We start from the raw sequence: 13,600 nt of genomic DNA, 5'->3' as shown, positions 1-13,600 counted from the left end.
ATCAATTTTTCCGTAAGTGTCCGTACACTTACTGTGCTTGCCTACAAAAGCTACAAAAGAATGATTAAGGTAGCAAGCGTTAAGCAAGTTTTGTATTTAAGCTAATTGTATTACAAAGTTCTGAGTTTGTAATAACTAACTTGACAAAAAAACAAAAATAATGCTAAAATTAATAACAGTGTTATCAAAAGGAAAGGAGGCAAATTCTGTTGGTTAGAAATAATTATAATGATACTCATGAAAAAATACTGGAATGTGGTAAAAAGCATTTTATTGAGTATGGATTTGAGAAATCTAGTTTAAGAGATATATGCAAAGATGCATGTGTGACCACAGGAGCTTTTTATCGTCATTTTAATGATAAAAATGAATTATTTAAGGCAATTGTTTCCCCGGTCGCAAATAAAATAATAGACAATTTTTTTAAGTATGAAAAAATCTCGATTAATGGTATTAGAACAAAGCAGAATAAAAAAGTTGCAGAAGTTCATGTAGATGGTACGATAGAAACTGCAATGTTTCTTTTTGATAATAAAGAAATTTATGCTTTGTTAATTAATGGTTCCTTTGGTTCATCATATGAAAACTTTCTTGAGAAATTGACGGAAATGGAAGACAATACAAGAATAAAAATGCAAGAGATTTATTCTGAGGAAGACGATTCGCAGGAGTATATTAGCAATAAAGGGTTTCATATAATTAATCATTCTCATTTTTTAGCACTTACTGAAGCTGTTTTACATTCGGAAGATAAGGAGGAATTAATCGATCACGCAAAACTGGTATCTCGTTTTTTTTCGGGAGGTTGGAAAACTGTTAGGGGGTATTAAGTATAGGATGAGTACAGGAATTTTTTTTGGATAAAAGATAACACTGTTAGCACATACTGTTATCAATAGTTTAAATAATGATTCATATTCAATCTAAATAAAAATAAGGAGGAAGTATAAGATGAATAATGAAAAACAAAACAAGTTAAAAATGAGGGATATTATTACGTTGTCTATATTTAATATAGCGATGATTGTAATAATGCTTGCTACGAAAATGTGTACCATGATGTTAACAACACCTGCATTTGACTATTTATTTTATGTAGGAATTATGGCTTTACTTTGTGGTCCTGTGTTTGTAGCGATGTCAAATAAGGTGCCTAAAAGGGGTACATATTTAGTTACTGGAATATTCGGTGGGCTGTTCATAACTGTAATGGGATCTCCATGGTTTTTGCCGGTTATGATTGCTGTGGGTATTATATGTGAAATAGTTATGATTGGTGAAGATACTTATAGAAATCCCAAAAGAAATGGTGTCACATATTCAATATACTGGGCGTTATATGTTCTTGGCAGTGCGATCCCTATGTTTTTCTTCAAGGAACAGTATTTAAACAGTTTAAAAGCAAGCTATTCAGATGAAGGGATTAAAACTCTGGTTAGATTTTACGGTTCGTGGGATATGCTTTTATTGATTACGGTAATAACAATTGTATTATCTGCTGTTGGATTTATAGTGGGACAAAAACTTTTAAAAAAACATATAGAAAAGGCAAAGCTGGTCTAGATGAGAAAATTAGATAATAGGACATATATTATCTTATTAGCAGTATCAACAATATTTTGGTTTTTATTTAATAAAAATTATCAAATACATTTAAGTGTTGCATTAAATATGTTTCTTTTAATGTATATAAGAGAATACAAAAAGGCTATCAAATTTGTTATTACATACTTTGCTATGATTCTGTCGGCAAGTTTGTTTGCAGGTAAGATAGCCTTAATGTATATCATCTTGAACATGTTAGCTCGAAGCATTCCGCTTATAATGCTAGTTACATGTATAGTTGTGGGTAATTCTAGTGAACTTATGTCAAGTTTACAGAAATTAAGAATTCCCAAATCCATTATTGTCATGATTTGCATCATGATAAGGTTTTTTCCTGTTTTGAGTAAAGAGAGTATCTATATTCGGAATGGTATGAAAGCAAGGGGAGTATTTAGTAGCTGGAGAGATTATATTAGGCATCCATTTTTGGTGTACGAGTGTTTCATGGTTCCGCTAATAATTAGATGCATAAAATTGTCAGACGAACTTGGAGCTACAGCAGAGCTAAGAGGATTAAATACAGATAAGAGCAGGACATGCATATATGAGGCGGTTTTTGGTCTAAAAGATATATTTGCACTTATTATGTATGGAACTGCAATAGGATTAATATATTTTGGAGTGTGAATATAGTGATGATAGAATTTCAAAAGGTATATTTTTCCTATAAGGATGGTGATGCATCTATAAAAGATATTAGTTTTTCAATAAAACAGGGAGAATGCACCATTATCTGTGGGAGATCAGGCTCAGGGAAGAGCACGATTTTACGCACAGTGAGTGGATTAGCCCCTGTTTTTTATGATGGGACATTACAAGGAAAAATTGAAACGGACAAACGAATTCCGGCTGAATTAGAATCGGAAGAACGAGCAAAATTATTTGGTGTTGTTTTCCAAGATCCAAGGAGCCAGTTCTTTATGAATACTGTTCAAGATGAAATTTGTTTCGCAGCAGAAAATATTGGAGTTCCATCTAATAAAATAAAAGAAATGCTCTTTGAAGTTTCGAGATTTGTTGGAATTGAAGATTTACTTTTGAGAAATATAGATGAATTGTCTAGCGGTCAAAAGCAAAAAGTTGCAATTGCATCTTCTTTAATATTGCAACCAAAGGTACTGATTTTGGATGAACCAACATCCAATTTAGATATTCAAGGGTCTAAGGTATTGATAAAAATAATAAAAAGAATTAAAGACAAAGGAATATCTATTGTCATAAGTGAACATAGACTTGGCTTATTTAAAGAAGTGACAGATAGATTCTTGTATGTCGATAAAGGTAAGTTAAATGAAATATGGACAAGAGAAGAATTTGAAAATCTTAGTGATGAAAAATTATTAAGTCTTGGATTAAGACCCAAAACAGTAGAAAAAAATACAAATAATGAAATTAAAAACGATAAGGAACCACTATTAGACATTCAATCTCTGTCATTTCGTTATAAAAAGACGAATTCAGGAATTGATAACATCAATTTGCAACTATATAAAGGGGAAATTGTTTCACTATTAGGAAATAATGGAGCAGGAAAAACTACGTTATGCAAAGTTATCAGCGGGCTTCTCAGAGAAAAAACAGGAACAATCAAATATAAGGGTAAAATATCGAATTGTAATTTAAGAAATAAATTTTGCTATTTTGTTATGCAAGATGCGGATTATCAACTGTATTCAGATTCTGTCGCAGGAGAAATAGTGTTTGGTAAGAAGGTAACAGAAAAACTAAAACAAGATTTAATAAAAAGCTTAGATACTTTTAAATTGATGGAATTGAAAGACAGACATCCGGCTTCTTTGTCAGGTGGAGAAAAACAGAGAGTTACGTTGGCAGCTGCATACTGTTCGGATGCTGATATTTATATACTAGATGAACCGACAAGTGGAATGGATGGAGACGGACTACATGCAATTATAAGATGGGTAAAATTTCTCTCTGAGGAAGGGAAAATAGTTATCATTATTACACATGATCTGCTTTTAGCGGAAGCAACAAGCAATAAATTCATTTATTTGGAAGAGGGTGAACAGGTAAAAGAGAGGAGAGATATAGGATATGAATATAATTAAAAGATATATAAAGATAAACTTATGTCAATTCTCTTTTTCTGTATTATTCGCTATTTTTGGGGTGTTAGCCAGCTTAACAGCGTATATATTTCTTGCAAGAATTATTACTGAGTTAATCAGCAATAATTCAGATTGGAGCTTATATTCGAAGCAATTATTGATTATAATTGGGTTATTTTTAGTAAAAGAAATATCGGCGGGCATATCAACAACTATTTCTCATACTGCGACTTTCCAATCATTAAGAGATATAAGAAAAGAAATTTCAGAGAAATTATTTGAAATGCCTTTAGGAGATATTACAAGTGTTAGCTCTGGTGAATATAAAGACATTATTGTGGATAAAGTAGATAGCATGGAAACTACATTATCTCATATATTGCCTGAAATGACAGCTAATATAGTTGGTCCAATATTGCTTATTGGATATATGCTTATACTGGATTGGCGTTTAGGCATATTGTCACTTATTCCATTCATTATTGGAATGGGCGTCATGAAGTCTGTAATGAATGAAGAGTACACAATAAACTATAAAAAATCTGTTTTATTAGGACAAAAAATGAACAGTGCTTTGGTGGAGTATATCGGAGGAATAGAAGTTATTAAAGCATTTAATCAAGGAACATCCTCATATAAAAAATATAGCGATGCTGTTCGCGATAATGCACAGTTTTATTATGACTGGATGGGCAGATGTATGAAAAGAATTTCTGTTGGTAGACTTTTGTCACCTATGGGAATACTAACCGTCATACCGTTTGGAATGATTTTTTATAAAAATGGAAGCATAGAAGCTGAGACTCTTATAAGTGTTGTGGTATTGTCTTTTGCTACGGTTTCTAATTTACTTAAGGCTTTAAACTACACGGATGATTTAGCCAGAATTAGTACGATATCAGGCGAAGTAGAAAAGGTATTAGGTTCAAAATCCCTAAAACAAGGCATAAGCACTCAAAAAATTGAGTATTACGATATTGAATATAAAGATGTGAACTTTTCATATGACGAAGAGAAGAAAATAATCGATCATTTACATTTAAAATTTGAAGAAGGAACGGTTAATGCCTTAGTGGGAGAATCCGGAAGCGGGAAATCGACCATAGCGAAGCTTTTAGCGGGATTTTGGAATGTTGAAAGCGGTTGTATTAAAATTGGGGACATAAATATAAATACAATCCCATTAAGTCAACTTTCTCAGTTGATATCTTATGTATCGCAAGATAATTTTCTGTTTGATCTTTCTATCAAAGACAATATTAGGGTTGCAAACCCCGATGCAACAGATAGTGAAGTTGAGCAAATTGCAATTAAGGCAGGCTGTGATGGATTTATAAAAGACCTTCCAAATGGATACGATACTATTGTCGGTGAAGGTGGCGGACATTTATCCGGAGGTGAAAAACAGAGAATATCCATTGCTAGAGCCATGCTTAAAGATTCACCTATCATTATTTTAGATGAGGCGACATCATATATGGATTCTGAGAATGAAGTGATTATTCAGAGAGCTATTTCAAAACTGGTAAAAGGAAAGACATTGATTATTATTGCTCACAGGCTGAATACTATTAAGAATGTTGATAAAATATTCGTTGTTAATGAAGGAAGAATCGAAGATAGTGGGACGCACGAAGAATTACTTATGAATTCCGGAATATATCGCTCAATGTGGCATGCATCAAATAAGGAGGGTGAAGCATGATAGATGTATTTAGAAAAATCTGGCTTTTCTCCGGGAAAGAAAGAGATAATTTAATAAAGTCTATAATTGCGGCATTTTTTCATGCTATCTTTAACGCCTTTCAATTTGCGGCAATTTACTATATGTTAAAATGTTTGTTTATTCATCGAATTTCAACAAAACGTATTATCATAGCATTTATGATATTGATGATTAGTTTGTTGGGGAAAATTGTGACACAAAATATTTCTCAAATGAAGCAAACTCATGCAGGATATTTTATGGCAGCTGATAAAAGAATTGAATTGGGTGAAAAAATCAAAAAAGTTCCTATGGGATTTTTTAATAGTTTTAGTTTGGGTAAACTGACTACTTTAGCTACTACAAACCTTACTCAAATTGAATCTTGGGTGCCGGTATTACTTGTCAATGTTCTAGGTGGTTTTTTAAATACTTGTGTGTTTGTTTTAGCTATATTTCTAATCAATACTCAAATAGGACTAACGGCATTGTTAGGTATGACAGTGTTTTTGATAGTTACATCTTTAATGGAAAACCGTTCAAGGAAAAATGCTGCAGATATGGCTAATATTCAAACATGTTTAACTAAGAATGTACTATCTACTATTCAAGGAATGCAAGTTATTAAATCATACAACTTGGGAGGGGAAAATAACGAAAATTTAAATCATGCAATAGATGATAGCTATAAGACGACATTAGCACTCGAGAAGATGGTTATTCCTTATACTGTGGCTCAAAGAATTGTAATAGGCTTAACAATAGTTGCAATGTTATTTGTTAGTATCAGGCTTAACATTTCCGGAAACTTAATTATTACGGATGCAGTAATGCTAATGATAGCAAGTTTTACAATATTTGATGGATTAGTTGGTGCGGGTTCTAATATGGCGATTTTACGTATCGCAGAAAATGCCATTGATTCATATCAATACGTTAATCAAATGCCCAACATGGATGAGGTAGATAGCAGTTCTTCTGTGTTAAATCATAATATTGAGATTAGGCATGTGAATTTTTCTTATGATAATAAAAAAGTATTAGATGACGTTAATTGTTTGATTAAAGAAAATGAAATGACAGCCATAGTTGGACCCAGTGGATCAGGAAAAACCAGTCTTTGTAATTTGATTGCAAGATTTTGGGATGTTGATGAAGGTCAAATAATAATTGGTAACGAAAATATTAAAAATTATACAATTAATGATCTAATGTCAAATATTTCAATGGTATTTCAAAATGTATATTTATTTGAAGATACCATTGAAAATAATATTAAATTCGGGCAACCGGATGTAAGTTTAGAGAGTGTAATTGCCGCATCAAAAAAGGCACAGTGTCACGAGTTTATTAGTAAACTTCCGAATGGATATAAAACAATTGTGGGTGAAGGCGGTGCAAGTCTTTCAGGTGGAGAAAAACAGAGAATATCTATTGCAAGAGCAATATTGAAAAATGCACCTATTATCATTTTTGATGAAGCTACAGCAAATATTGATCCAGAGAATGAAGATAAATTAAGACTTGCTATTGAGCGTCTGACAGAAAATAAAACAGTGATTATCATTGCTCATAGATTAAAAACAATTAGAAATGCAGAGCAAATATTGGTTCTAAACAAAGGCACTATTGAGCAGAGAGGAACACATGATGAGCTGATGATTCAAGGGGGATTATATAAAAATCTTATAAATGCGAAAATCACATCGGAAAAGTGGGGATTAACCAATTAATGATTTATTGTATTGGTACTATTTGTACAGATAAAAGGAAAAATTTTTATCTAAAATATTAACAGTCATAGAAGGGATAAATTTTAGGAAATTCTAATTCATAAGAAATGGGGGAATAATAAGTGATTGATATTATATATTTGTTTAAAGTGATAAATCATAACAAAAACAGCCCTTTTTCTTATACGATTTACAGTTGTATGTCTTTCCATATACTCGTTTAAACAATTAAAGATAATTAAAGGAAGAATGAGTTTCTTTCATTTTAGAGGACTTCTTATGCCAAGATGCAGGAGTCCTCCTTTTTTGTTTGAAAAACAAACAGACAAAAAGAAATGGAGGAAACTTTATGGCAAAAGAGTATTACCTTTATGTCAGAGGACAAAAGGTGAAAGTCAGTGAAGATATTTATAAAGTCTACTGGCGAGAACGAGAACACGAGAAGTATTTAGAGCAGGTGGACAGAAAAAACCACCTGCTTTTCTTTTCTTCTTTGGATCATGATGGACATTTTATCTTGATCTAACGATTTTCCAATAATCCATGATTTTGAAAACACACCTATCCCTTTATCAGGAATATATTTTTTTAATGACTTATAACTATCTCCAACAACACTTTCATATGCTCTTTCTCAATTTTCGTCAGATAAAATTTCTCCTCTATCTGAATGCTCCAGAAAAGCGTATAACTCTTGGTATTCTTTTTTATCTGCTGCAACAATAAACAATAGGAATGACCGGAATATTTAATGACTTTTTTAACCCATTTATATTTATCTCTTTTTCTTGATTTTTAGCAACATCCATCATGTTCATAATCAAAACTGCCGGGATATTTATTCCAATATAATCCGATAGCATAAATAGACTTCGATTTAATTGTGAAGCATCTGCCATAATAGCAATTAAGTCTGCGTTCCCGGTTTCTATATATTCTCTTGTTATAACTTCTTCATCAGAATTGGCCGACAATCCATATGCCCCGGGTAAATCTACGATTTTATATTGAGTGCCTTTGTGCGAAAATTCACCCTCTTTTTTCTCAACGGTTTTACCGGGCCATGCTGATTTGAGCCTGTCAAACCGTTAAATAAGGTTGATTTTCCGGAATTAGGCTGCCCAAGTAAAGCAATTGTTATTTTCTTCATATCTTAAAGCACCTCCATCATTATTTTGTCTGCCTCTGTTTTATTGACAGCGATCATCGTATCTCTGCAATAAATAAGAATCGGTTGCTTTTTATAATTTTGGATTACTTCAATATCGCTTCCGACAGTTATTCCGATCGATATTATTCTGCTTTGAAAATGTGTATCACCGATAATTTCAGCAACTTTCCCCTTTGTCTTTTCTTTCAAAGTACTAAGCCTCTCCATAACTATTCTCCTTTATCATCCACTTTTTTGCTCTTTCCTGTGTATTTACCATTTCATAATAATGTCCCTTTTCGCCATAAAGTTCATTATGGTCGCCTTGTTCTTCGATTCTTCCATCGTTTATCAGAATAATTTGATCGGCATTTTTAATCGTATGGAGTCTATGAGCAATAACAAATACTGTCTTTCCGTGCATTAAACGTTCTAAAGCCTTGTTGATTTTGGCTTCATTATCAGGGTCAAGGGAAGCGGTAGATTCATCCAACAAAAGAATCGGTGCATTCTTTAAAATGGCTCTTGCAATGGCAATCCTTTGTCGTTCACCCCCTGACAATGTACTTCCCCCGTCTTTTATTTCCGTTTCATATCCATCTGTCATTTTCAAAATAAATTCATGACAGCAAGCTATTTTTGCGGCTTGATAAACTTCTTCTTTTGTTGCATTCGGTTTTTCGACCCTAATATTGTTATAAACGGTATCAGTGAGCAGTACATTATCTTGAAAAACCCGACTCACATATTTAAGTAAATCATCAGGTTTTACGGATTTTATATTTTTACCGCCTATTAAAATTTCTCCACCGCTGACGTCCCAAAACCTTGCAATCAAATGGGCGATTGTGGTTTTTCCTCCACCGGAAGGACCGATTAAAGCTGTACAAGTCCCTTCTTTTGCTTCAAAAGAAATATTCTTCAAAATTGTTTTATTTCCATCATAAGAGAAGTTTACATTCTTAAATCGAATATCAAAGTTTTCCAATTCTGTTTCATTTTTGGCATAAGGTAATGGCTTTGTTTCATATGCTTTTTCAAGATTGCTTGCAGCTAATTTTAAATCTTTTAATAACCCATACGAATGTTCAAATACAATTAAAAGTGCAGATAATGCCAAACTCATAAGCATAAAAGCTACAAATTGTTCAGGCTCTACTTGTCCGCCTATGAACAAATACCCACCAATCAAAAGAACGACAGGAAGTAGGAAATTAACTGTAATAAAATACATACTTGCAGGCAAAGCCATTTTCTTTTCTGCATCTACGCTTGTCTTTCTGATATTTTCAAGGGTATCCGTCATTCTCTCAAAATGACTGCTTGTCATGTTGGCGGATTTAAATGCTTTCATGCCTTGAAGGTACTCCAAAATAATAGAAATCATCTTGGAATTCAATTCTCTTTTTCTCGCTCCATATTTTTCTATCAGTTTATTGCCCCAAACCAACATAGGATATGCGATAAGCAATACTACACACTCTAACAACGCAAGTTTCCAGTTGATGAAAAATGTACCTAATAAAATCAATATTGCTGTAACCGCTGTTTTAATGACCGCCGGCAAAGTATGCGTGATAATCAATTCAAAGCTGCTTAAATCTTTTGTTAGTGTAGATAGTAAATACCCGGTGCTGTTTTTTTGAAAATGGCCAAGACTTAAACTTCTATAATGATTTGCTAAATCTAAACGCATATCTCCACACATTTCAGCTCCTCTTGAAAAACTCAAATAGTAGGCATGTCTATAAATAAATATTCTTACAATCATACTGATGAAGCATATCATTGTATATTCTATAATCAGATTTTCGGTCAATGTATTTTGCAATATGTTGACAACAGTAAAATAGAGCATTAAATACAAAACAATACTTCCTATCGAATCAATAACCATGAGAAAAATCGGTAAATACAATCTTTCTTTTTTATCCTTTAGAAGCGTGCGAATAATCCTAAGCATTTGCACTTACCCCCTCTCCAAAGTAATCTTTTGTATATGTGTTCCACATATTTTCATAGATCCCTTTTCTTTCTAAAAGGGTTTTATGTGTTCCAACTTCCGCAATTTTTCCATTATCAAATACAACGATTTGATCTGCATTCCTAATAGTATGAAGTCGATGAGCAATCATAATAATCGTTTTATTTTTGAGTAGGTTTTGAAGTGCCATCTGTATGTGATACTCATTCTCTATATCCGAATAAGAGGTCGCTTCATCAAAAATAATAATCGGTGAATCTTTCAGTATTGCCCTTGCAATGGAAATTCTTTGTTGCTGTCCGCCTGACAATTTCACTCCTTGATCACCGATTTTTGTCTGATAGCCATTCGGCAAGCTCATAATAAAGTCGTGAATTTGTGCTGCTTTTGCAGCTTCAATAATTTTATTTTCATCTGCATTTGCTCCCATACGAATATTCTCGTATAGGGTATCTTCCAACAGAAATACATCTTGAAAAACAAAGGATGTAAGATCCATCAAATTTTCGATTTTCAGGTCATTGATTGGAGTGTTGTTGATTTTAATCATGCCGCTTGTTACATCCCAATACCTGCCAATCAATTGTGCTGCGGTTGTCTTGCCTGCACCTGAAGAACCTACAAAAGCATTTATGGTATTCGGTTTTAAGGATAAATTTATATGTTGTAAAGCTTTATTTTCAGTTTCTTCATCGCCATAATCGAAAGAAACATCTTCAAAATCTATTTTGAAAAGCCCATTTCTATTTATAATTTTTGTTCCGTCTGTCAATTCGCTCATATCCATTATTTTTTTAATGTTGTCCAATCCGCTGCCAAGTTCCATAGATTGCATAAAGATGGTTATCATATTCAGAAATGAAACAAAAAAACACATCGTAAGCATAATAAACAGTAAATAGGAAGTTGCTGATAAGGAATTTCGCAAGAAAAAATATCCCCCGAACGGCAAGGTAAATAAGATTGCCGAATCTAAAATCACCAAAGTCATTGATAAAGGATAACAAGAACTCATGCACATTTTTTTCCAGCAATCAATATACGCATTCAGCGAATTTCTATATTGCTCAAATTTTTCTGCCGTCAAATGATACATTTTAATGACAGGCATCGCCTTTATAAATTCATTTGCCGAAGCGTTTAAATCAGCAATATCCTTTGATAATTCAGTTGACATATCAGGATATTTTTTCATTAACATCATAGGGATTCCTAATCCTAAAATCATAGGAATAAGCATGACAAGTGCCATCATCCAATTTAGCTTCAACATAAAAATAAACATAATAACCGGAACAACCGCTACCTGTGCCAATTCTAAGGTACTGTGAGCCAAGAAATTTTCGACTCTGTCCACATCATCAAATAACAATGTTTTGATTTCTCCGGGAGCGTGTTCTTGAAAAAACCCCAAATTAAATTTTGAAATATGGTTTACAACTTTCAGCTTGATCCTATGTATCGTATTAAAGGCTGCTGTATGAGATAAAACACCCGCAAAGGACATTAGTATTGCTTGTAAAACGGCACTTATAATTTCTATACCTGCCCACATTAAAATTTCTGTATACGAAATATTTTTCCGAAATATCATTAGTAATATTTTATAAACTATAAAATAAGGAACTAATGATAAAGCCGCAGAAATGACAGATAAAAACATTCCCAAATGCAGTTTTTTTCTCTCATCTTTTGCTAATTGGAATACATAAGATATTCCTGTCTTCTTGTTTTCCATTAGTTATTCCATCTCCTTCCCTAATCGTTAGCTAACTCTAACTAACCACATTTATTATAAAGCTAATTTTTTATAATTCAAAATCTAACTATGAATTTCATTATTGCTTATAATTCCTTTATTTATATGCTTTTTATCGGTATTTTCATTTGCATTTTTATAAATTCGTGATTTAATTAAATAAAATTATGATATGCAAAAGGAGGAGATGGAATTGATAGAAAGGACAGTTATTGATTATTTAACAAACTTAGTGCATAACACTCCTTTTATTTCTGTTCCAGCTTTATCAACTGAAAATAAACAAGTCTTTCAAATAGATCCCAATTTTGGTAAAGGTACTTTTCGCATACTCAAGTTTGACAGCAGTTTAATTCTAATTTTAATCGCCGACTTTACTCCAAATGAAACAATGGAAAAAATAACTGAAGTATCTGAAAGATATTTAGAAATAAGCCAGTTTGAAACCGAAAGCAGCTCATTCAAGGTCGGTGGCAGGAAGCTAAATAATGTAGAGAAAGGTATATATTGTTACTCAAATACAGAAAAGAAAACTTATACCTATTGCGAAGCAAATAAGCCTGTAAAATTTACGAAAATAATCCTAACTAAAGAATACTTCGATACTTTCTTAAAGTTAAAATATGATGATTTCGAATATGAAAAAACAAAAATTCTTAATTCGTATTTGTTAAAAACTCAAAATTCCCCTCAACTGAATTTTATATTTCAACAGATAAGGGAATCCCAGGCTGAGGGAAAAATTCTTCCTTTATATTTGGAAAGCAAAGTTATGGAACTGCTATCAATTATTATTACAAGGTTAGAGGAAAAAGAAAAAAACATATCCGTCATCCTAACTAAAAAAGATAAGCAAAATCTGAAAAGAGCTGTATCAGCTATGAAAAAAGATTTATCTGTTCATATTGACGGACTTGAGCTCTCTAAAATTGCTTTAATGAGTCCGGCTCGATTTCAATTAGCTTTTCGTAAATATTACGGCGTTCCTCCCTACGAATATTTAAAAGAATTAAGGCTAAACAAGGCACTATTATTGTTAAAAAATCCTGAGTATAAAATAGCTACCATAGCAGAAAAAGTTGGATATACTCATGCAGGACATTTTGCCAAAATATTTAAATCAACTTACGGCATCACACCAAGTAAATATAGAGATACGATATTATAATATCTTAATTGTTGTTATTTTTATAATTGAATAGGTATTACGAAATAAACGTTGCAGTTATAAAATTGTAGCGTTTTTTTTGTGTTCTTTGGCAAAAAGTGAATTTCCGTTGTTGTAGAGATTAAGGGATAAGTGGAATAGCAAGCATAGGAAAGGGGTACCCTTTCCGTAAAAATCTCTATTTTTCGCAGTTCCGGCGTTAGAGATTTTGCTTGCTGGGAAGTGTCCCAAACCCTCTATGAACGCAGAAAGGAAATTCGCCTATGAATAACAGAAAAAGAAATGTGCAGATTAAATTTCGTGTAACGAAAGAAGAACGCACCTTGATTGAAGAAAAAATGAAACAGGTGCCTACAAGCAACATGGAAGCGTACCTTCGGAAAATGGCGATAGACGGATATATCATTCAGGTCGATCACAGCGATAT

Annotated in this window: 11 protein-coding genes and 2 pseudogenes; 9 read left to right on the top strand and 4 right to left on the bottom strand. The window is 32.6% G+C overall.

Annotated features, from left to right (window positions below; translation table 11 throughout):
• Positions 1-209: 209 nt before the first annotated feature.
• The 7 genes and pseudogenes from V3C63_RS08975 to V3C63_RS08945 form a co-directional block, all read left to right on the top strand.
• Positions 210-830 (top strand): TetR/AcrR family transcriptional regulator, encoded by a 621-nt coding sequence (locus V3C63_RS08975; protein ID WP_329887449.1) that lies wholly within the window; start codon positions 210-212, stop codon positions 828-830.
• A gap of 121 nt (positions 831-951) precedes the next feature.
• Positions 952-1,563, top strand: a complete 612-nt coding sequence (locus V3C63_RS08970) for an MptD family putative ECF transporter S component (RefSeq protein WP_329887448.1) — start codon at positions 952-954, stop codon at positions 1,561-1,563.
• Positions 1,564-2,232 carry an energy-coupling factor transporter transmembrane component T family protein gene (locus tag V3C63_RS08965; RefSeq protein WP_329887447.1) on the top strand — a complete coding sequence of 223 codons (669 nt, stop codon included), beginning with the start codon at positions 1,564-1,566 and terminating at the stop codon, positions 2,230-2,232. It abuts the gene before it with no gap.
• Between the two features lie 8 nt (positions 2,233-2,240).
• A complete protein-coding gene (locus tag V3C63_RS08960; protein ID WP_329887446.1) occupies positions 2,241-3,674 on the top strand; it encodes an ABC transporter ATP-binding protein in 1,434 nt (477 codons plus the stop codon).
• Positions 3,661-5,379 (top strand): ABC transporter ATP-binding protein, encoded by a 1,719-nt coding sequence (locus tag V3C63_RS08955; protein ID WP_329887445.1) that lies wholly within the window; start codon positions 3,661-3,663, stop codon positions 5,377-5,379. The genes V3C63_RS08960 and V3C63_RS08955 overlap by 14 nt, the downstream gene beginning before the upstream one ends.
• Positions 5,376-7,112, top strand: coding sequence for an ABC transporter ATP-binding protein (locus V3C63_RS08950; protein ID WP_329887444.1), 1,737 nt, complete (start codon positions 5,376-5,378; stop codon positions 7,110-7,112). Before V3C63_RS08955 ends, V3C63_RS08950 begins: the two co-directional genes overlap by 4 nt.
• A gap of 349 nt (positions 7,113-7,461) precedes the next feature.
• Positions 7,462-7,629 (top strand): annotated as a pseudogene (locus tag V3C63_RS08945) (sigma-70 family RNA polymerase sigma factor); the annotation flags it as partial.
• A 190-nt stretch (positions 7,630-7,819) separates the two neighbouring features.
• On the opposite strand, the pseudogene V3C63_RS08940 reads toward V3C63_RS08945, so the two are convergent.
• From V3C63_RS08940 to V3C63_RS08925, 4 genes and pseudogenes are all read right to left on the bottom strand, one after another.
• Positions 7,820-8,262, bottom strand: a pseudogene (locus V3C63_RS08940) (FeoB small GTPase domain-containing protein).
• Between the two features lie 3 nt (positions 8,263-8,265).
• Positions 8,266-8,490: a FeoA family protein gene (locus tag V3C63_RS08935; protein ID WP_329887443.1), complete on the bottom strand. Its 225-nt coding sequence runs from the start codon at positions 8,488-8,490 to the stop codon at positions 8,266-8,268.
• A complete protein-coding gene (locus V3C63_RS08930; RefSeq protein WP_329887442.1) occupies positions 8,477-10,225 on the bottom strand; it encodes an ABC transporter ATP-binding protein in 1,749 nt (582 codons plus the stop codon). The genes V3C63_RS08935 and V3C63_RS08930 overlap by 14 nt, the downstream gene beginning before the upstream one ends.
• Positions 10,218-11,984 carry an ABC transporter ATP-binding protein gene (locus V3C63_RS08925; protein ID WP_329887441.1) on the bottom strand — a complete coding sequence of 589 codons (1,767 nt, stop codon included), beginning with the start codon at positions 11,982-11,984 and terminating at the stop codon, positions 10,218-10,220. Before V3C63_RS08925 ends, V3C63_RS08930 begins: the two co-directional genes overlap by 8 nt.
• Before the next feature lie 208 nt (positions 11,985-12,192).
• Between V3C63_RS08925 and V3C63_RS08920 the strand changes: the two genes are divergently transcribed.
• Positions 12,193-13,173, top strand: a complete 981-nt coding sequence (locus tag V3C63_RS08920; protein ID WP_425355371.1) for a helix-turn-helix transcriptional regulator — start codon at positions 12,193-12,195, stop codon at positions 13,171-13,173.
• Between the two features lie 263 nt (positions 13,174-13,436).
• A partial coding sequence (locus V3C63_RS08915; protein ID WP_425355374.1) for a plasmid mobilization protein occupies positions 13,437-13,600 on the top strand: 164 nt, incomplete at its 3' end.

Origin of the sequence: Pseudoramibacter faecis (assembly GCF_036289405.1) — a bacterium.
Taxonomy (GTDB): domain Bacteria; phylum Bacillota; class Clostridia; order Eubacteriales; family Eubacteriaceae; genus Pseudoramibacter; species Pseudoramibacter faecis.
This window is presented reverse-complemented; position numbering and strand designations above follow the sequence as displayed.